This is a genomic window from Streptomyces sp. cf386 (assembly GCF_900103585.1).
GTDB lineage: Bacteria > Actinomycetota > Actinomycetes > Streptomycetales > Streptomycetaceae > Streptomyces.
In genome coordinates, this window is sequence record NZ_FNHV01000009.1 from 89,588 (window position 1) to 108,865 (window position 19,278).

Annotated in this window: 18 protein-coding genes and 1 pseudogene; 6 read left to right on the top strand and 13 right to left on the bottom strand. The window is 70.3% G+C overall.

Annotation, left to right across the window (positions count from 1 at the left end; genetic code table 11):
• Positions 1-81 precede the first annotated feature (81 nt).
• A complete protein-coding gene (locus tag BLU79_RS23575; protein ID WP_093907862.1) occupies positions 82-1,059 on the bottom strand; it encodes an aldose epimerase family protein in 978 nt (325 codons plus the stop codon).
• A gap of 10 nt (positions 1,060-1,069) precedes the next feature.
• A complete protein-coding gene (locus BLU79_RS23580; protein ID WP_093907863.1) occupies positions 1,070-1,963 on the bottom strand; it encodes an SGNH/GDSL hydrolase family protein in 894 nt (297 codons plus the stop codon).
• 281 nt (positions 1,964-2,244) lie between these two features.
• On the opposite strand from BLU79_RS23580, the gene BLU79_RS23585 reads away from it, so the two are divergent.
• On the top strand, positions 2,245-2,739 hold the full coding sequence (locus BLU79_RS23585) for a DUF3145 domain-containing protein (protein ID WP_093907864.1): 495 nt from the start codon (positions 2,245-2,247) through the stop codon (positions 2,737-2,739).
• A 78-nt stretch (positions 2,740-2,817) separates the two neighbouring features.
• Here the strand turns inward: BLU79_RS23585 and fabF are convergent, their stop codons facing one another.
• The 5 genes from fabF to fasR form a co-directional block, all read right to left on the bottom strand.
• A complete protein-coding gene (gene fabF / locus BLU79_RS23590; protein ID WP_093907865.1) occupies positions 2,818-4,089 on the bottom strand; it encodes a beta-ketoacyl-ACP synthase II in 1,272 nt (423 codons plus the stop codon).
• Between the two features lie 85 nt (positions 4,090-4,174).
• On the bottom strand, positions 4,175-4,423 hold the full coding sequence (locus tag BLU79_RS23595; RefSeq protein ID WP_093907866.1) for an acyl carrier protein: 249 nt from the start codon (positions 4,421-4,423) through the stop codon (positions 4,175-4,177).
• Positions 4,424-4,536: 113 nt separating this feature from the next.
• Positions 4,537-5,568 carry a ketoacyl-ACP synthase III gene (locus tag BLU79_RS23600; protein ID WP_093907867.1) on the bottom strand — a complete coding sequence of 344 codons (1,032 nt, stop codon included), beginning with the start codon at positions 5,566-5,568 and terminating at the stop codon, positions 4,537-4,539.
• Between the two features lie 16 nt (positions 5,569-5,584).
• Positions 5,585-6,517 carry an ACP S-malonyltransferase gene (locus tag BLU79_RS23605; RefSeq protein ID WP_093907868.1) on the bottom strand — a complete coding sequence of 311 codons (933 nt, stop codon included), beginning with the start codon at positions 6,515-6,517 and terminating at the stop codon, positions 5,585-5,587.
• Between the two features lie 89 nt (positions 6,518-6,606).
• Positions 6,607-7,812: a fatty acid biosynthesis transcriptional regulator FasR gene (fasR, locus tag BLU79_RS23610; protein ID WP_093907869.1), complete on the bottom strand. Its 1,206-nt coding sequence runs from the start codon at positions 7,810-7,812 to the stop codon at positions 6,607-6,609.
• 109 nt (positions 7,813-7,921) lie between these two features.
• Between fasR and BLU79_RS23615 the strand changes: the two genes are divergently transcribed.
• Positions 7,922-8,575 (top strand): pirin family protein, encoded by a 654-nt coding sequence (locus BLU79_RS23615; RefSeq protein WP_093907870.1) that lies wholly within the window; start codon positions 7,922-7,924, stop codon positions 8,573-8,575.
• 84 nt (positions 8,576-8,659) lie between these two features.
• Positions 8,660-10,912, top strand: coding sequence for an MMPL family transporter (locus BLU79_RS23620; RefSeq protein WP_093907871.1), 2,253 nt, complete (start codon positions 8,660-8,662; stop codon positions 10,910-10,912).
• A gap of 6 nt (positions 10,913-10,918) precedes the next feature.
• Here BLU79_RS23620 and BLU79_RS23625 read toward each other — a convergent pair whose 3' ends face one another.
• The gene (locus BLU79_RS23625) at positions 10,919-11,740 is read right to left on the bottom strand and encodes a serine hydrolase domain-containing protein (RefSeq protein WP_093907872.1); all 822 of its coding nucleotides are present in this window, start codon (positions 11,738-11,740) and stop codon (positions 10,919-10,921) included.
• A gap of 144 nt (positions 11,741-11,884) precedes the next feature.
• Positions 11,885-12,028 (bottom strand): annotated as a pseudogene (locus tag BLU79_RS23630) (GNAT family N-acetyltransferase); the annotation flags it as partial.
• A gap of 97 nt (positions 12,029-12,125) precedes the next feature.
• Between BLU79_RS23630 and BLU79_RS23635 the strand changes: the two are divergent.
• On the top strand, positions 12,126-12,617 hold the full coding sequence (locus BLU79_RS23635; RefSeq protein WP_177001148.1) for a MerR family transcriptional regulator: 492 nt from the start codon (positions 12,126-12,128) through the stop codon (positions 12,615-12,617).
• Positions 12,614-13,630 (top strand): aldo/keto reductase, encoded by a 1,017-nt coding sequence (locus BLU79_RS23640; protein ID WP_093907873.1) that lies wholly within the window; start codon positions 12,614-12,616, stop codon positions 13,628-13,630. The genes BLU79_RS23635 and BLU79_RS23640 overlap by 4 nt, the downstream gene beginning before the upstream one ends.
• A gap of 41 nt (positions 13,631-13,671) precedes the next feature.
• Here BLU79_RS23640 and BLU79_RS23645 read toward each other — a convergent pair whose 3' ends face one another.
• The 3 genes from BLU79_RS23645 to BLU79_RS23655 all read right to left on the bottom strand — a co-directional run bounded on the left by BLU79_RS23645 (position 13,672) and on the right by BLU79_RS23655 (position 16,533).
• Positions 13,672-14,538 carry a DUF4429 domain-containing protein gene (locus tag BLU79_RS23645; protein ID WP_093908125.1) on the bottom strand — a complete coding sequence of 289 codons (867 nt, stop codon included), beginning with the start codon at positions 14,536-14,538 and terminating at the stop codon, positions 13,672-13,674.
• Positions 14,539-14,595: 57 nt separating this feature from the next.
• Positions 14,596-15,813, bottom strand: a complete 1,218-nt coding sequence (locus tag BLU79_RS23650) for an alpha/beta hydrolase (protein ID WP_093907874.1) — start codon at positions 15,811-15,813, stop codon at positions 14,596-14,598.
• Between the two features lie 93 nt (positions 15,814-15,906).
• Positions 15,907-16,533, bottom strand: a complete 627-nt coding sequence (locus tag BLU79_RS23655) for a TetR family transcriptional regulator (protein ID WP_093907875.1) — start codon at positions 16,531-16,533, stop codon at positions 15,907-15,909.
• A 66-nt stretch (positions 16,534-16,599) separates the two neighbouring features.
• On the opposite strand from BLU79_RS23655, the gene BLU79_RS23660 reads away from it, so the two are divergent.
• Positions 16,600-18,219: an MFS transporter gene (locus BLU79_RS23660; RefSeq protein WP_093907876.1), complete on the top strand. Its 1,620-nt coding sequence runs from the start codon at positions 16,600-16,602 to the stop codon at positions 18,217-18,219.
• Between the two features lie 240 nt (positions 18,220-18,459).
• On the opposite strand, the gene BLU79_RS23665 is transcribed toward BLU79_RS23660, so the two are convergent.
• Positions 18,460-19,221, bottom strand: coding sequence for a potassium channel family protein (locus BLU79_RS23665; RefSeq protein WP_093907877.1), 762 nt, complete (start codon positions 19,219-19,221; stop codon positions 18,460-18,462).
• Between the last annotated feature and the right edge of the window lie 57 nt (positions 19,222-19,278).

A 19,278-nucleotide genomic window follows, 5' to 3' on the forward strand; every position in this document is an offset into this window, starting at 1 on the left:
CAGGAACAGTCCCGGTCCGGGTCCTGACGCCCGGACCGGGACTTGTGCCCCTCACCCAGGGCCTGTCCGGCGGATCAGGCCCTAGCGGGCGGCGAAGCCGTACACCGTCTCCGAACGGAACACCTCACCCGGCCGCAGCACCGTGGTCGGGAACTCCGGGCGGTTCGGGGAGTCCGGGAAGTGCTGTGTCTCCAGCGCGATCCCGTCGCCCGGGGCGAACGGCTCGGTCAGATGGTCGGCGGTGTAGAGCTGGAGGCCGGGCTCGGTGGTCGCCACCGTCAGCGCCCGCCCGGTCGACGGGTCGTACAGCTCGGCGACCTGCTCCGGGCTCCCCGTCACTCCCTTGTCGAGCACGAAGTTGTGGTCGTACCCCGCGCCCACCTTGCGGGCCTCCCGGAAGTCGAAGCGGGTGCCCGCGACCTCGTCCAGGGAGCCGGTCGGAATGAGATCCGCGTCGACCGGGGTGAACCGGGAGGCGGCCAGCCGCAGTTCATGACCGCTCGCGTTGCCGGACCCCGCCCCGGCGAGGTTGAAGTAGCCGTGGTTGGTCAGGTTCACCACGGTCGGCGCGTCCGTCACCGCCTCGTAGGCGATCCCGAGCGCGCCGTCGGGCGACAGGGTGTAGGTCGCCGACACCTCCAGCCTCCCGGGGAAGCCCTCCTCGCCGTGCGGGCTGACCCGGCTGAGGCGCACCCCGTGCTCGACCGGCGTCACCTCCCACACCCGCTTGTCGAAGCCGTGCACGCCGCCGTGCAGGGAGCTCGGCGGGTTGTTGGGTTCGAGGGCGTGCGTCACCTCGTCCAGCGGGAAGCGACCGTCCGCGATCCGGTTGGCGTACCGCCCGATGAGGGCGCCGAGATAGGGCCCCGGGTGGGAGAGGTAACCGTCCAGGTCGGCGAAGCCCAGGACCACGTTCGCCGTACGCCCGTCCCGGTCCGGCACCTCCAGCGACTGCACGATCCCGCCGTACGACAGCACCCGTACCCGCACGCCCGCGCGCTCCAGGGTCCAGCGGTGGACCTCGGTGCCGTCGGAAAGTGTGCCGAAGTGTTCGCTCATGAGCGAAACACTAGTTCGTGACGGTCCGGTAGGCGATCTCGGCCAGCCGCGCCTGGCCGTCCACACTCGGGTGGAACCAGTCCCACTGGCTCAGTTGCCCGGCGCCGAAGCGGAACTCGTACACCGCGCCGTCGTCGAACCGACACCGGCGGTCCTTCGCGCAGACCTCCTCCAACACCTTGTTGTACGCCTCGACCCGCTCCTGCACCGACGCGCGCCGCTGGTTCGCCGTCGTGGTGAGGGAGTCGGGGTCACTGAGCATCGACGGGCAGATGCCGAGCTTCCACACCTGCTTGCTCAGCGGGTTCGTACGGCCCTGCTCCCACAGCCGCTTCAGATCCGGCACGCTCGCCACGTACACCTGCGTCTTCGGCTGGGCGTCCCGCAGGGTGCTCATGGCGTCCTCGAACTGGGTCCGGAAGTCGGCCACCGAGGTCATCGCGTCGGCCGTGTCCCGGCAGGCGTCGTTGGCCCCCGCCATCACCGCCACCAACTCGGGCTTGTGCGTCACCGCCCGCGCCATCTGCCGGGCCACGTCGGCCATCCGCGCCCCGGTCACCGCGTAGTTCCAGCTCCGCTCCGCCGCTTTCGCCTTGCCCAGCAGCCGTACGGCCAGACTGTCGACCTGCGCACTACTGCCCGTCGCCCACGAGACCTCGGGGCAGTCCGACAGGACCGTACAGGCGTCGAAACCGGTCGTGATGGAGTCGCCCACGGCCGCGATCGAGGCCGGGCTGCGGTCCCACGTCGGGGTCGGCTTCGGCGACGGCCGCGCGCTTCGCGCCTCGGTGCCGGACGGGGCCGGGGAGTTGCCGCCGACGGCGTCACAACCGGCGACGCCCAGCACGGCCCCCGCGGTCACGGCGGCGAAGACGGCGCGCGCGACGTGCCGGCGCTTCCGCATACCTGGTCCATCCCCTCGTCTGCCCCGTCATGGTGTCCGGTCATGACTTCCCGTCATGCTTTCCAACCCATAACAACGCACAAGGGTTCCCACCCGGCTCATGCAACGGCTCACACCCGTACAAGCGTCCTGCCGGGTGAATGGCGAACGTTTGGCGGCATCGGGAGCGACGGTACGTCACACTCCTTGCGCCGCCGCACGGTAGCCTCGCCATCAAACGTGGCTGCCCGGCCACGATCGTCCGCCAGTTCGCAAGATGTCCGCTCTGCCCGGAGGTACCGGTGACGACACGTGGGGTTCTGTACGTGCACTCCGCGCCGCGCGCGCTGTGCCCGCACGTCGAATGGGCCGTCGCCGGTGTCCTCGGCACGCGCGTCAACCTCGACTGGATCCGGCAGCCGGCCGCGCCCGGCACCTGGCGCTCGGAGTTCAGCTGGCAGGGCGAGGTCGGCACGGCCTCCAAACTGGCGTCGGCCCTGCGCGGCTGGCACTTGCTGCGCTTCGAGGTCACGGCCGAGCCCTGCCCCACAGCCGAGGGCGAGCGCTACAGCTGCACACCCGACCTGGGCATCTTCCACGCGGTGACGGGCATCCACGGCGACATCCTGATCCCCGAGGACCGGTTGAGGGCGGCCCTGGCCCGCTCGCAGCGCGGCGAGACCGACCTGGAGGCGGAGATCGCCAAGCTGCTGGGGAAGCCGTGGGACGACGAGTTGGAGCCGTTCCGGTACGCGGGTGAGGGAGCGCCGGTGCGCTGGTTGCACCAAGTCGTGTGATGTCGGCTCAGTATGCGTGAAGGGCCCCCACCGGCTGGTGGGGGCCCTTCACGTCGTACGACTGGAGAAGCGGTCTTCTCAGATGGTGCGGAACGCCAGCACCACGTTGTGCCCGCCGAACCCGAACGAGTCGTTCAGCGCGGCGATCCGGCCGTCGACCGGCAGCTTCCGTGCCTCACCGCGGACGACGTCGGCGTTGGCCTCGGCCTCCGGGTCGAGGTTCTCGACGTTGATGGTCGGCGGAGCCACCCGGTGGTACAGCGCGAGCACCGTCGCCACCGTCTCGACGCCACCGGCACCACCCAGCAGATGCCCGGTCATCGACTTGGTCGCGGACACCGCCATGTGATCGGCATCGTCGCCGAACACCTTCCGCAGCGCCTTCAACTCGGCGATGTCACCGGCCGGCGTCGACGTGGCGTGCGCGTTGACGTGCACGATCTCCGCCGGGTCGAGGTCGTTGCGGTCCAGCAGGTTCTGCAGGGCCTGCGAGATGCCGCGGCCCTCGGGCTCCGGCTGCACGATGTCGTGGGCGTCGGCGGAGATGCCCTGCCCGACGGCCTCGGCGTACACGCGCGCACCGCGCTTCGCGGCGTGCTCGGCGGACTCCAGGACGACGACACCGGCGCCCTCGCCGAGCACGAAGCCGTCGCGGGCGACGTCGTAGGGACGCGACGCGCCCTGCGGGTCGTCGTTGTTCTTGGACATCGCCATCATGTTGCCGAACGCGGCGATCGGCAGCGGGTGGATCGCCGCCTCCGTGCCACCCGCGACGACGATGTCGGCGCGGCCGGTGCGGATCATCTCGATGGCGTAGCCGATGGCCTCGGCGCCCGACGCGCACGCGGAGACCGGCGTGTGCACGCCCGCACGGGCGCCCACGGCCAGACCCACGTTGGCGGAGGGGCTGTTCGGCATCAGCATGGGGACGGTGTGCGGGGAGACGCGGCGGACGCCCTTCTCCTTGAGCACGTCGTACTGGTCGAGCAGCGTCGTCACGCCACCGATGCCGGAGGCGATGACCGCTCCGAGGCGGTCGGGGTCGACGGTCGGGTCCTCGCCGGCCTTGGCCTCGAACCCGGCGTCCGCCCATGCCTCCTTGGCCGCGATCAGCGCGAACTGCGCCGAGCGGTCCAGTCGGCGGGCCTGCGGCCGCGGGATGACCTCGGTCGGCTCCACGGCGACCGGCGCGGCGATACGGACCGCCTGCTCGGCGGCCCACTCCTGCTCCAGGGGCTTGACGCCGGACTTGCCGGCGATCAGGCCCTCCCAGGTAGAGGCTGCGTCGCCACCCAGCGGTGTGGTTGCGCCGATACCGGTGACGACCACGGTGCGATTGGTCGGGCTCACGGGAATTCTTTCTCCAACGGATACGAGGATTCAGCGGCGCCACCGCCGGGTGGCGGGGCAGACGGCCTCAGGCCTGATCGGAAGATCAGCCCTGGTGCTTGAGGATGTAGTCGGTCGCGTCGCCCACGGTCTTGAGGTTCTTGACGTCCTCGTCGGGGATCTTGACGTCGAAGCGCTCCTCGGCGGCGACGACGACCTCGACCATGGACAGCGAGTCGACGTCCAGGTCGTCGGTGAAGGACTTGTCCGACTGGACGTCCTCAACCGGGATGCCGGCGATCTCGTTCACGATGTCGGCGAGACCGGCGACGATCTCTTCCTGAGTGGCGGCCATGTTGGCGCTCCTTCGTAGTTGTTCAGGGTTGTTCAGAGAGTTTTGGCGCGCCCGCCGCGGCAGCGGCAGGTGGTGCGTTTCCGTACCGGTTCGCATGATCCGGCACGGAGTGCCTAGGGGAGAGTAACGACCGTCGCGGCGTATACGAGACCCGCCCCGAATCCGATGACTAGTGCGGTGTCGCCGCTCTTCGCCTCGCCGGTCGCCAGGAGCCGCTCCATCGCGAGCGGGATCGAGGCGGCCGAGGTGTTGCCGGTGGTGCGCACGTCGCGGGCGACCGTGACGTGCTCCGGCAGCTTGAGTGTCTTCACCATCGAGTCGATGATCCGCTCGTTGGCCTGGTGCGGAATGAAGACGTCCAGTTCGTCCGGGGTGATCCCGGCCGCGTCCAGCGCCTGCTGGGCGACCTTCGCCATCTCGAACACGGCCCAGCGGAACACCGCCTGGCCCTCCTGCGTGATCGCGGGGAACTTGACGTTGCCCTCGCTGTCCAGCGGGAGTTCGGCGACGTTGCCGATCCGGAACTCGTTCCAGGGCACCGTCTGCTTGATCGTCTCGGACTTGTCGCCCTCGGAGCCCCACACGGTCGGGCCGATGTGCGGCTCCTGGGAGGGGCCGACCACGACCGCGCCGGCGCCGTCGCCGAACAGGAAGGCCGTCGCCCGGTCCTCCAGGTCGGTGAGGTCGCTGAGCCGCTCCACGCCGATGACGAGGACGTACTCGGCGGAGCCCTCGACGATCATGCCCTTGGCGAGGGTCAGACCGTAGCCGAAGCCCGCGCAGCCGGCCGAGATGTCGAAGGCGGCGGCCTTGTTCGTGCCGAGCTTGTCGGCGATCTCGGTGGCGACGGCCGGGGTCTGCTTGAAGTGCGAGACGGTCGAGACGATCACGCCGCCGATCTGCTCGGCGGAGATCCCGGCGTCGGCGATCGCCTTGCCGGACGCCTCGACGGACATCGCGGCGACGGTCTCCTCGTCGTTCGCCCAGTGCCGTGTCTCGATGCCGGAGCGCGAACGGATCCACTCGTCGGACGAGTCGATCTTCTCCAGGATCACCTCGTTGGGCACGACCCGGGTCGGGCGGTAGCCGCCGACGCCGAGGATGCGCGCGTACGGGGCGCCCTTGCTGGGCTTCAGCTTCGGCATGCTCTCGGGCTCCTTGTCAGGCACTGTGCTCTGCGATGAGCTCGCGAGCCGCGTCCAGGTCGTCGGGGGTCTTCAGCGCCAGGGTCTTCACGCCCGGCAGCGCACGCTTGGCCAGACCGGTCAGCGTGCCGCCCGGGCACACCTCGATCAGGGCCGTGACGCCGAGCTCCTTGAAGGTCTCCATGCACAGGTCCCAGCGGACCGGGTTGGCGACCTGCCCGATGAGGCGCTGAAGCACCTCGGTGCCGGTGGCGACCGCAGAGCCGTCCTTGTTGGAGACGTAGGTCAGCTTCGGGTCGGCGGGGGCGAGCCCCTCGGCGGCCTCGGCCAGCTTGTCGACGGCGGGGCCCATGTGGAGCGTGTGGAAGGCACCCGCCACCTTCAGCGGGACGACCTTGCGCACGCCCTCGGGCTTGTCCTCGTTCAGTGCGGCGAGCTGCTCCATCGTGCCCGCGGCGACGATCTGGCCGGCGCCGTTGATGTTCGCCGGGGTCAGGCCGAGCTTCTCCAGGTGCGCGACGCTCACCTCGGGGTCGCCGCCGAGCAGCGCCGACATGCCGGTCTCGGTGATCGCGGCGGCCTCGGCCATGGCCAGGCCACGGGCGCGCACCAGCCGGACGGTCTCCTCGTCGGGGAGCACCCCGGCGAGCGCGGCGGCGGTCAGCTCACCGACGCTGTGCCCCGCGATGGCGCCGACCTTGCGCGGCAGCTCGGCGGGGTCGGCGAACAGCGTGTACGCGGAGGCGAGTCCGGCGGCCACCAGCAGCGGCTGCGCCACCGCGGTGTCGCGGATCTCCTCCGCGTCGCCCTCGGTGCCGTAACGGACGAGGTCGAGCTGCACGGCGTCGGACCATGCCTCCAGGGCACCGCGGACACCGGGGAGTTCGAGCCAGGGGGTCAGGAAGCCGGGCGTCTGGGCGCCCTGGCCGGGAGCGACGAGTACGAGCACTCTCACACTCTCTCTTGGGGACGGCCGACGCCGCCCGTGGGGACAAGGACGAAGAACACGAGGGGGTTTTGTGGGCCCCCGACAAAAGCCTAGAGCTGGAGATCGCCGTCGACCAGACGCCCCAGGATCAGCGCGATGCGCAGAGTGAACGCGGAGCGTACATCGGACGGCGACCAGCCGGTGACGTCAGTCACACGTCGAAGCCGGTAGCGCACGGTGTTGGGATGCACGAAGAGCATCCGCGCCGCGCCCTCCAGACTGCTCGCCTGCTCCAGATAGACGGAGAGCGTCTCCAGAAGAGCCGACCCGGCCTCCTCCAGCGGTCTGTAGATCTCCTCCACCAACTGCTCGCGCGCGCTCGGATCGCCCGCGATGGCGCGTTCCGGCAGCAGATCGTCGGCGAGCACCGGCCGCGGGGCGTCCTGCCAGGCGGTACACGCCTTCAGCCCGGCCGCCGCGGCCTGCGCGGACCGGGTGGCGGCCAGCAGATCGGGTACGACGGGCCCCGCGACGACCGGCCCGGCGGCGTACGGCCCGATCAGCGACTTGGCCACGGCGATCGGATTGTCGCTGCCGCCCGCGATGACGACGAGCCGGTCCCCGAGCACCCCGGTGAGCACCTGGAGCTTGGCGTGCCGGGCGGCCCGCCGGATGGCCTCGACGGTCAGCTCGCTGTCCCCGTCGGGCGCGGTCCCGAGCACCACGCACACATGCTCGGGCGAGTTCCACCCGAGGGCGGCGGCCCGTGACACGGCCCCCTCGTCGGCCTCGCCGCTGAGCACGGCGTTGACGACGAGCGACTCCAGACGCGCGTCCCAGGCACCGCGTGCCTCGGCGGCCTGGGCGTAGACCTGGGCGGTGGCGAAGGCGATCTCCCGGGCGTAGACGAGCAGCGCCTCCCGCAGCACGCTCTCGTCACCGGGCGCCGCCACCTCGTCGATGGCCGACTCCATGACCTCGATGGTCGTCCGGACCATCTCGACGGTCTGCCGCAGGGTGATGGCCCGGGTCAGCTCGCGCGGAGCCGTCCCGAAGACGTCGGTGGAGATGGCCTGTGGCGCGTCCGGATGCCGGAACCACTCGGTGAAGGCGGCGATACCGGCCTGGGCGACGAGACCGATCCAGGAACGGTTCTCCGGGGGCATGGCCCGGTACCACGGCAGTGTCTCGTCCATCCGCGCGATGGCCTGCGCGGCGAGAGAACCGGAGGACTTCTCGAGCCGCTTCAGGGTCGCGGCATGCGCGTGGACGTCGTGCACGGAGGCTGGGGACTTACTGGCTTCGGGTTCGGGCACGGGGACAAGACTGCCTTATCCGGACGCGAGCGCGTGCCAGAGGGGTCGCAGGTGAGCTCCCCGACAGGTCCAGGACAAGCCCCCCGATGGGTCTACGGTGGTGCCCGTGATGGACGTACGGCGCGCCGCGGAGCGCTACCCCGGAGGGGACGAGGCAGCGGGCATCGCGTCACGCCACGCCTTCTCCTTCGGCCCGCACTACGACCCCGACAACCTCCGCTTCGGCGCGATGATCGCCTGCAACGAGGAGCGGCTCGCCCCGGGCGCCGGCTTCGACGAGCACCCGCACAGCCACACCGAGATCGTCACATGGGTGGTCGAGGGCGAGCTGACCCACCGCGACTCCACAGGCCACGAGACCCGGGTCCGCCCCGGGGACGTCCAGCGGCTCAGCTCGGCGGGCGGAGTACGGCACGTGGAGCGCAACGACGCCGGCACACCGCTGACCTTCGTGCAGACCTGGCTGGCCCCGCTGTCGCCGGGCGGCGACCCGTCGTACGAGATCGTCCACGGCATCGCGGACTCGACGCCGTACGCCGTCCCGGAGGCGGGCGCGATGCTCCACGTACGGCGGCTGGGGGCGGGGGAGCGGACGGCGGTGCCGGACGCGGCGTATGTGTACGTCCATGTCGTGCGCGGTGAAGTGCGCCTGGACGGCGAGGAGTTGGCGGCCGGTGACGCGGCGCGTGTCACGGACGCCAAGGACGTGGAGGCGGTGGCGGTGAGCGCCGCGGAACTGCTGGTCTGGGAGCTGGCCGGATAGGCGTGGGGCGCGAGATGCCGGAGTGGTACACGAGGCGTCCAATGGAGGGGACGAACACTCGCTCGGCAGAGAAGAGCCGAGGCCATGGCCGACCGTGCAGCCACAGGGGGACCGGGTAAAGCCCGGAAGGGGGGACTGCGAGGACTCGGCGAGTGGTGCGCCCATCACTTCGTGATCGTGATCGTCGTCTGGCTGGTGGCCCTGGGCGCGTTGCAGACGCTGAACCATTTCCACGGCGGGGCGTACTCCGACGACTTCGCCCTGTCCGACGTGCAGTCCGAAGAGGGCCTGGACGTCCTGAAGCAGCACGATCCGCAGGCCGGGGGTTACAGCAGCCAGATCGTCCTGCACGACGACAAGTCGCTGACCTCGCTCGGCTCGCAGATCTCGACCACCGTCGCCGACCTGCAGAAACTGCCGCACGTCCTGACCGCGCTGAACCCGCTGGAGGCCACCTCCTCGAAGGTCGGGCCGCTCTCCGCGGACGGGAAGACGGCCTACATCACCATCCGTTTCAACGAGCAGCCCTCCTTCCTCGGCGACAGCTACCTCCATGGGGTCGACAACGCCGTACAGCCGCTGAGAGCCGCCGGCGCCGAGGTCGAGTACGGCGGATCGCTCGGCGAGCTGGCCCGGCCCGCGGCCAACGACCGGGTGAGCGAGCTGATCGGGTTCGCGGTCGCCATCGTCGTCCTGCTCATCGGCTTCGGCAGTGTGATCGCCGCCGGACTGCCGCTGGTCACCGCGCTGGTCGGGGTGGTCGGCGGCCTCGCCTGCCTCGGGCTGCTCGCCCTCGCGTTCACCTTCGCCACGGTCTCGCCCACCCTCGCCACGATGATCGGCCTCGGCGTCGGCATCGACTACGCGCTCTTCCTGATCACCCGGCACCGGCAGAACCTCATGGACGGCGCCGACCCGGTGCGCGCCGCCGGCCACGCCAACGCCACCAGCGGACGCGCGGTGCTCGTGTCCGGTACGACGGTGATCGTCGCCCTCATGGGCCTGTGGGTGTCCGGCGTGAGCTTCATCGGCAAACTCGGCGTCGCCGCGGCCGTCACGGTCGTCTCGGCGGTCCTGGGCGCGCTGACGCTGGTGCCCGCCATGCTGGGGCTGGTCGGCCGCACCATCGACCGCTGGCACGTGCGCAGGCCCGTCGCCGAGACCGAGGCCGGGGGTGACACGTCCCAGGGCACCTGGCACCGCTACGCCCAGCGCGTGGAGCTCCATCCGTTGCGGTACCTGACCGCGGGCGTGGTCACCGTCGCGGTGCTGGCCATCCCGCTCTTCTCGATCCAGCTGGGCCACATCGGCGACGGCGCCGACCCCACGTCCTTCACCGACCGACGCGCCTACGACCTGATGACCGACGCGTTCGGCGCCGGGTCCAACGGGCCCCTCACCATCGTCGTCGACCAGACCTCCGTACCGGACTCGCAACGCTCCGACCTGGCCTCGAAGACCCAGAAGGCCCTCGACGACGAGTCCGGGACCTCCTTCGTCAGCCCGCTGAGGCCGACGCAGGACGGGGACGTCCTGGTCGGCACGGTCTACTCGGCGGTGTCCCCGCAGAACATGGACACCACCGACCTGACGAACCGGCTCGTCGACCACACCCTCCCCGACGCGGCCTCCGGCACCGACGCCAAGGGCTACGTCACCGGGACGACGGCCGCGCAGGTCGACTTCCGCGACATCGTCGCGCAGCGGCTGCCGGTGATCATCGCCGTCGTGGTCGGCCTCGCCTTCCTGATCGTCCTCGCGGTCTTCCGCGGCCTGCTCGTCGCCCTGAAGGCGGCCGTCCTCAACGTCCTGTCGATCGCGGCCTCGTACGGCGTCGTCGTCGCCGTCTTCCAGTGGGGCTGGGGCGGGCCCGCGCTGGGCGTCCACGGCAAGGTGCCCATCGAGAGCTATGTGCCGATGATGATGTTCGCCATCATCTTCGGGCTGAGCATGGACTACGAGATCTTCCTGCTGTCCCGGGTGCACGAGGCGTGGCTGCGCACCGGGGACGCGAAGGGCGCGGTCGCGCACGCGCTGGAGATCACCGCGCGCGTGATCACCTGCGCGGCGCTGATCATGGTGAGCGTCTTCGCGGCCTTCATCATCAGCGACAACATCGTGGTCAAGATGCTGGGCCTGGGCCTCGCCGTCAGCGTGCTCATCGACGCCACCGTGGTCCGGCTGCTCATGGTGCCCGCCGTGATGACCCTGCTGGGCCGGCACGCCTGGTGGACGCCCCGATGGCTGGACAGGATCCTGCCGCACATCGACACGGAGGGAACGGGCGAGAAACTCGGCGCCCTCCCGGAGCCCGGGTCGGCCCGGCAGCGCAGCTGACCGCGCCTACCGCCCGACCTCGGCGAGCACCGCGTCCGTGAACGGCGGCCACACCTCGACCGCCCACGGCCCGAAGGCCCGGTCCGTCAGCGCGACACAGGCCGCGCCCGCCGCCGGGTCGATCCACAGGAACGTACCCGACTGCCCGAAGTGCCCGAACGTGCGCGGCGAGGACGCCGAACCCGTCCAGTGCGGCGACTTTCCGTCACGGATCTCGAAGCCGAGCCCCCAGTCGTTGGGGTTCTGGTGCCCGTACCCCGGCAGCACGCCCTTCGTCCCCGGGTACTGCACGGTCATCGCCTCGGCGACCGTTCGCGGGTCCAGCAGCCGCGGCGCCTGCACCTCCGCCGCGAACCGCAGCAGATCCTCGACCGTGGACACCCCGTCCTTCGCCGGGGAGCCCTCCAACGACGTGGCCGTCATCCCCAGCGGCTCCAGCACCGCCTGCCGCAGATACTCAGCGAACGGAATGTCCGTGGCCTTGGCCACATGGTCCCCGAGCTGCTCGAACCCGGCGTTGGAGTACAGCCGCCGCTCCCCGGGCGGGGCCGTCACCCGGTGCTCGTCGAAGGCCAGCCCCGAGGTGTGCGCGAGCAGATGCCGCACGGTCGCCCCCTGAGGCCCGGCCGCCTCGTCGAGCTCGACCGCGCCCTCCTCGTAGGCGACGAGCACGGCGTACGCGGCCAGCGGCTTGGTGACCGAGGCGAGGGGGAAGCGGTGCGCGACGGGGCCGTGGGTCCCGAGGACCGTCCCGTCGGCCCGCACCACACCCGCCGCGGCGGTGGGAACCGGCCAGTTCTCGATCAACGCGAGGCTCTGCAAGGACATGCCTGTGAGCCTAAGCCGCTCACAGATACAGCCGCATCAGAGGGTCCCTGTTATCCCGCGTGAAGGCCGGCGAGGTGTACAGCGGGCGGTTCGGGAGCGCCCTCAAGGGGCGCGGGGAACTGCGCGACCAGCCACGATGGTGCCGCCCAGCTTCCCTCTCAGCGCCGGAAGGGACTCCGCGTGCCACTCCGTGGAGCCGTCGCCACCGGGCAGCGAGTCGATCATCACCTGACGCAGACGCGGCACTTCCTCCGCGTCCTCGGGCGTGGCACGTCGTACAAGACTCATACGGCGCACGCTCACCACGGCGATCACGCCACGTCCCCCGCTTTTCTTACCGTTTCCGCTTGCTTGGAGCGCACTCCAAGGCCATAGCGTTGAGCACATGACGGTGATGGAGACCACGAGTACCAGGACCGACAGCTGCGCCGCCCCGCCCCACCCGCACCGGCGCCCGGAAGGCCAGGACAGCTACACGATCAGCGAGGTCGTCGCCTTCACCGGTCTGACGGCCCACACCCTGCGCTGGTACGAGCGGATCGGCCTCATGCCGCACGTCGACCGCTCGCACACCGGCCAGCGCCGCTACTGCAACCGCGACTTGGACTGGCTCGACCTCGTGGGCAAGCTGCGGCTGACCGGCATGCCGGTCGCCGACATGGTCCGGTACGCGGAGCTGGTGCGCGAGGGCGACCACACCTTCGGCGAGCGGTTCGAACTCCTCGAAGAGACCCGCCGCGACGTCCTCGCCCGGATCGCCGAGCTGCAGGACACGCTGGCCGTGCTCGACCGGAAGATCAGTTTCTACGCGGACGCGGGGCGTCTGTACGAGCAGGACAAGACATACCAGCAAGAGAAGACGGAGCAGGCCGGATGACGGACAGCAGCAGGATCGCGACCGCACGACTCGGCGCGCAGGGCCCCGAGGTGGGCGTGCAGGGCCTCGGCTGCATGGGCATGAGCTTCGCGTACGGTCCCACGGACGCGGACGCGTCCAGGGCGACCCTGGAACGCGCACTGGAGCTCGGCGTCACCCTCTACGACACGGCGGACGCCTACGGCGCGGGCGAGAACGAGAAGTTCCTCTCCCCCTTCTTCAAGGCGCACCGCGACGAGGTCGTCATCGCCACGAAGTTCGCCCTGGCGATCCACCCGGACGACCCGACGAAGCGGATCATCCGCAATGACGCGCCCTACATAAGGCAGTGCGTCGAGGCCAGCCTGAAGCGCCTGGACGTCGACGCGATCGACCTCTACTACATGCACCGCCGCGACGTGAACGTCCCCATCGAGGAGACCGTCGGCGTCATGGCCGAGCTGGTCCGCGAGGGCAAGGTCAAGCACCTGGGCCTCAGCGAGGTGACGGCCGGCGAACTGCGGGACGCGCACGCCGTGCACCCCATCGCGGCCGTCCAGTCCGAGTGGTCGCTCTTCAGCCGCGACATCGAGGCGAACGTGGTCCCGGCGGCCCGCGAACTGGACGTGACCCTGGTGCCGTACTCCCCGCTGGGCCGCGGCTTCCTCACCGGTTCCTTCGCCAAGGCCGAGGACCTGACCACGGACGACTTCCGCCGCCAACAGCCCCGCTTCACGGGCGAGAACGCGGCAGCGAACGGCGCCCTGCTGGACCCGATCCGCACGGTCGCCGAGTCCCACGACGCCTCCCTGGGCCAGATCGCCCTGGCCTGGGTCCAGCAGCAGGCAGCCGTACACAACCTCCCGGTCATCCCGATCCCGGGCACCCGCAAGCCGACGCGGGTGGAGGAGAACGCGGGGGCGACACGGATCGAACTGACGCAGGAGGACCTGGCCCTGCTGGAGCCGATCGCATCGAAGGTGGCAGGCGACAGGTACACGGACATGCGGTTCACTTCTGCCGGACGGGAGTAGATGCCGCCGACAACGGAACCGCCCCCGGCAGACGGGTAGTCCTAAAGCTCCGCCAACAACTCGGCCTTCTTCACCGAGAACTCCTCATCCGTCACCAACCCAGCCTGATGAAGTTCCCCCAGGTGACGAATCCGCTCGGCGATATCGGCAGGATCCCGGCGCGGCGCAGCCGCGGCCGGGACAGCCGCCGGTGTCGCCGAGCGCTCCCGAACCGCCGCCAACACAGCGGCAGCGAACGGCAACGACTCATGCACCGGCCCATACCCCAGCCCGAACACCACAGTCGCCGGATCCTGATCCGCCTGCGCCGCCTGCCCGTCGCCCGCGTCCCGTCGCAACAGCCGTAGATGCCCCTCGAACACCTCCGGCGAGCGCCACTCGACCCCACTCAGCTCCGTCACCGAAAAGCTCTGGTCCCCGGCCTTCCACTTCGCCGAGGACGCCCCCGTCCAGAACCACCGGAACCGAACGATGCTCCCGTCGAAGGACGCCTTCCCGTCATACGCCTTGAACTGCAACGGCACCTCGGGCGCACCCACGAGAAACTCCTCGGCCGCCCCGGACTCCGCCAACTGCGCCCGCAATTCGTCGGCGTAGTACTCGGCCAGCGTCTCGCGCTCGGCCGGCAGCACCAGCCGATACGGATCCCCGCCCTCCTTCAGCTGCCCGGCCGCCGCCTCCATCAACGGATCGGCGCCCGCCCGCATCTCGATGCGCAGCGCGACGGTCCCGCGCTTGCCGGGCGTCAGGGTCACCCCGGCGATCGCGTCGAGGGGAACACGTCGTTCGCCCAGGGCCTGAAAGAGCTTGGGTGTTCGAATCCCCCGTTCGTAACGGATGAGCACGGAGTCGGACTCGAACTCCCAGGCGGCATGAAATCCGGCCAGTACGTCACCCATGCGGCTCATCGTATGCGGCACGCGCTCCTCCGTCGCCACCCCGCGCAGACCGCAGTTCCTGCGCTTCTACGCGCGTCCGGCCGACGCCGTGTCGGACAAACCCGCCCGACAGGCTTCGGCATTGTCAGCACACCGCACCGACTCGTACGCGCCAACCCCGATCTCGGCGAAGTTCGCGATGCTGTCCGTGCCCGGCTCGAAATAGCCGCCGTGCCCCTTCGCCTCCCGCGCCGACAGCACCCGCGCCCCGAACACCGCAGACACCGGGTCCTCCCCGTGTCCCAGACCGCCGACCTCGAGATACGGCACGTCCTGGACCCAGTCGTCCGCGTCCCGCATCGCCCACACCTGCGCGGACGTGCGCAACTGAGAGGCGTTCTCGACCCGCATGCCGGGGCTTCCGGCCACCGCTATGTCGGCCACCCGCGCCGGCAGCGAGCGCGCGGCCACGCCGCACAGCACCGAGCCGTAGCTGTGGCAGAACAGGGAGACGGGCGAGGCGCCGGGCAGCCCCCGCACCAGCGCGTTCAGACGTACGGCCCCGGACGCGGCCCGCATCGCCGTCGCCGAGTCGATGCCGAGGCCGTCCGGCGCGGTGTAGTCGGCCCAGGCGATCACGGCCGTACGCGTCGAAGGGCTCGCCGTGCGCTCGGCCGCGTACAGGGACTCCGCCATGCCGACGGGGGCCGAGTACTTGCGGCTGGTGCGCTGGAAGGTCAGCAGGTTGGTGTCGACGCCGGGGACCACGACCGAGATCCGCTCGGCCTTCGTCAGATCGCCGAACACCTCCGCGGCCCGCCCGGAACCCTCCGGGTCGAAGGCGAGGATGTGCCGGTCCGCCTGCATCATCGCCTCGAAGCGATGCATACGGCGGCCCGCCTCGCGCTGTCCGTCGGGCGTGAGCCCGCTGTCGTGCATGCGTTTGCGCTCGACCTTGCGCGCCTCGTCCAGCGCGATGCGGTTGGCGCGGTAGCGCAGCTCGACGGGGGCGCCGTTCATGTTGCCGACCGCGAGCGGGTAGCGGACGGCGAGGGTGCCGCGCTGCTGGCCGGTGAGCGAGGCGAAGAAACGGGCGAGCCGGGCGGGGGAGGAGTCCGCGGCCGGCAGCCGGTGTCCGGCGATGCTGCCGTGCTCCCAGGCGCTGAGCGAGGCCTGGAGCGGCGGGGTGCTCCGGTGGTTGCGCAGGGCGGTCCAGCCGGTGGTCGCCAGCATCACGAACACCACGGCCAGCGCGAGCAGTGCGCGCCAGACGTTCAGTTGCGGGGACGTGTCGAAGGAAGTCACTGGGAGGACACACTAGGAGAACGACAGGGTCTCGCGTTAACCAAGTGACAGGTATCACGTTTCGATCACGGCGGTGCGAACGCGCCCATGACCTCAGCGTGTTCGCCAGCTCTCGCTGAGTGCGGGGCCCACCTGTTCGAGATGCGAGACGGTCAGTGCCCGCATGGCGTCGAGGCTGAAGTCCTCGCCCGCGCTCCACTGACGCTCCGTCAGTCGCATCACCCCGCCGAACACGGCCACCGCCAGCCGGGGCCGCGGATCGGCGTCGACGTCGACGCCCTCGCGCTCGGCGAGGATGTGCGCGATCGCCTCCTCGATCTCCACCGAGTGCCGCAGATGGGCGGCGAGCAGGACCGGCGTCGACTCGATGACCTGGTACATCCGCAGATACAGCCCGATCGGTACGACGGCCTCGACCACCTCGTTGAGCGTGTCCCAGCCCTCCAACACGGCCTGTCGCAGCGCCTCCATCGGAGGCTCGTGCGACGGGCGCTCGCGCACCGCCTCCAGGAAGTGCGCGACCGTGATCCCCTGCACCGCGAGGGCGGCCTCCTCCTTGCCGGCGAAGTAGCGGAAGAAGGTGCGCTGTGACACGTCGACGGCCTCGGCGATGTCGTCGACGGTGGTGTTCTCGTAGCCCTGGGTGGTGAACAGCTCCAGCGCGGTGCGCAGCAGTGCGTCCCGAGTGCGCTGCTTCTTGCGTTCGCGCAGTGTTTCCATGGGTGTCAGTTACCGACTTGTGAATTGGTTTGTCAATTGTCAGTGGCTGTCATTAGCCTCGAACGCATGACTAGTCAGACCACCATCGAAACGACGGGGTCGGGGGGCAAGGCACCAGCAGCTCCGTCGGACGCGGCGCCGGCCAAGGGGCTGCGCGGGCACCCTTGGTTCACCCTGATCACCGTCGCAGTGGGGGTCATGATGGTGGCCCTCGACGGCACCATCGTGGCCATTGCCAACCCGGCCATCCAGAAGGACCTCGGCGCCACCTTCGCCGAGGTGCAGTGGATCACCAACGGCTACTTCCTCGCCCTCGCGGTCTCCCTGATCACCGCCGGCAAGCTCGGCGACCGGTTCGGGCACCGCCAGACCTTCCTGATCGGCGTGGTCGGCTTCGCCGCCGCCTCCGGTGCGATCGGGCTGTCCAGCAGCATCGGCGCGGTCGTTGTCTTCCGTGTCTTCCAGGGCCTGTTCGGCGCGCTGCTGATGCCGGCCGCGCTCGGCCTGCTGCGGGCCACCTTCCCGGCCGAGAAGCTCAACATGGCCATCGGCATCTGGGGCATGGTCATCGGCGCGTCCACCGCGGGCGGTCCGATCCTCGGCGGTGTCCTCGTCGAGCACGTCAACTGGCAGTCGGTGTTCTTCATCAACGTGCCGGTCGGCATCCTCGCCGTCGTCCTCGGCGTCCTGATCCTGCTCGACCACCGCGCGGAGAACGCCCCGCGCTCCTTCGACGTCCTGGGCATCGGCCTCCTCTCGGCCGCGATGTTCTGCCTCGTCTGGGCCCTGATCAAGGCCCCGGAGTGGGGCTGGGGCTCCGGCCAGACGTGGCTGTTCATAGCCGGGTCGGTGCTGGGCTTCGTGCTCTTCGCCTTCTGGGAGACGAAGGTGAAGGAGCCGCTGATCCCGCTGGCGCTGTTCCGCTCGGTCCCGCTGTCGGCGGGCGTCGTCCTGATGGTCCTGATGGCCATCGCGTTCATGGGCGGCCTGTTCTTCGTGACGTTCTACCTCCAGAACGTCCATGGCATGAGCCCGATCGACGCGGGTCTGCACCTCCTGCCCCTGACCGGCATGATGATCGTCGGCTCCCCGCTCGCGGGCGCGATGATCACCAAGCTGGGCCCGCGGATCCCGCTGGCGGGCGGTATGGCGGCCACCGCGATCGCCATGTACGGCATGTCCACGCTGGAGACGGACACCGGCAGCGGCATCATGTCGCTCTGGTTCGCCCTGCTCGGCCTCGGCCTCGCGCCGGTCATGGTCGGCGCCACGGAGGTCATCGTCGGTAACGCGCCCATGGAGCTGTCCGGCGTGGCCGGCGGTCTCCAGCAGGCCGCGATGCAGATCGGCGGCAGCCTCGGTACGGCCGTCCTGGGCGCCGTGATGGCCTCCAAGGTCGACAGCGACCTCGCCGGCAACTGGACCTCCGCGGGGCTTCCGCCGCTGACGGCGGCCCAAGAGGCGCAGGCCTCCGAGGCGGTCCAGGTGGGCGTGGCCCCCTTGGCTCCGGGCACCCCGGACGCCATCGCCGCGAAGATCACGGACGTCGCGCACGACACGTTCATCTCGGGCATGAGCCTGGCGTCGCTGGTCGCGGCGGGGGTGGCGGTCGTGGCGGTGTTCGTGGCCTTCCTCACGAAGCGGGGGGAGAACGCGGAGGCGGGAGCGGGCGCGGCGCACATCTAGCCCGCGGATGGCCTGCGGCTGGCTGGGTCGGTGCGGCTGCGCCGTAGGGGCCCAGACCGGCTGCGGACTGCGGGGCGTGGGGTGGCTGGTCGCGCAGTTCCCCGCGCCCCTAGGGGCGTTGCAGCTGCCGTAGCTGCGGGCATTCGTGCCGCTGGGGCGGCGCCCGTCCCAAAGAAGGCGGCACCCCGCCAGCGCGGGTGAGCGACTCACCCCCGCCCAGGCCCAACGCCCGGTACCCCTCTAACGCACCTTCTCCTCGCCCACCTGCCCCGGCACCGCCGCCCCCGACAGCGAAGCGACCTCGGCCCGCAGCGCCCGGACCTCCTCCGTCAGTACTCGTATCGCCTCCGTCTGGCGGCGTTCCTCCACGTCGTCCATCTCGAAGCGCGCTATGAACCAGGCGGCGATGTTCGCGGTCACCACACCCAGCAGCGCGATCCCCGACAGCATCAGCCCCACCGCGAGCATCCGCCCCACGCCCGTGGTCGGCGCATGATCGCCGTAGCCAACCGTCGTCATCGTCGTGAACGACCACCACACCGCGTCACCCAGCGTCTTGATGTTCCCGTTCGGCGAGTCCCGCTCGACGGACAGCACCGCCAGCGACCCGAACATCAACAGCCCGACCACCGACCCGGCGACATACGTGGTGAGCCGCACCTGCGACGCCATCCGGGCACGCTGCCCGACGAGCAGCAGCGTGGACACGAGCCGCAGCAGCCGTAGCGGCTGGACCAGCGGCAGCACCACCGCGCACAGGTCGAGCCAGTGACCGCGTACGAACTCCACGCGCCGCTCGGCGAGGGCGAGCCGGACGACGTAGTCCAGCGCGAACGCGCCCCACACCACCCACTCCACGGCGAGGCACGCGGACACCACCTCACGGCTCGCGTCCGGGTCGACGATCGGCACGGCATAGGCCACGGCGAACCCCAGAGCCATGCCGAACAGCGGCCGCTGGGTATGCCGTTCCCAACGGACTTGTGCGGGAGCTTCCTTCATGGGCGCATCGTAGGAAATGTGAAGGGGCGGTGTATCCCGCAGGTCACCCACGGGCAC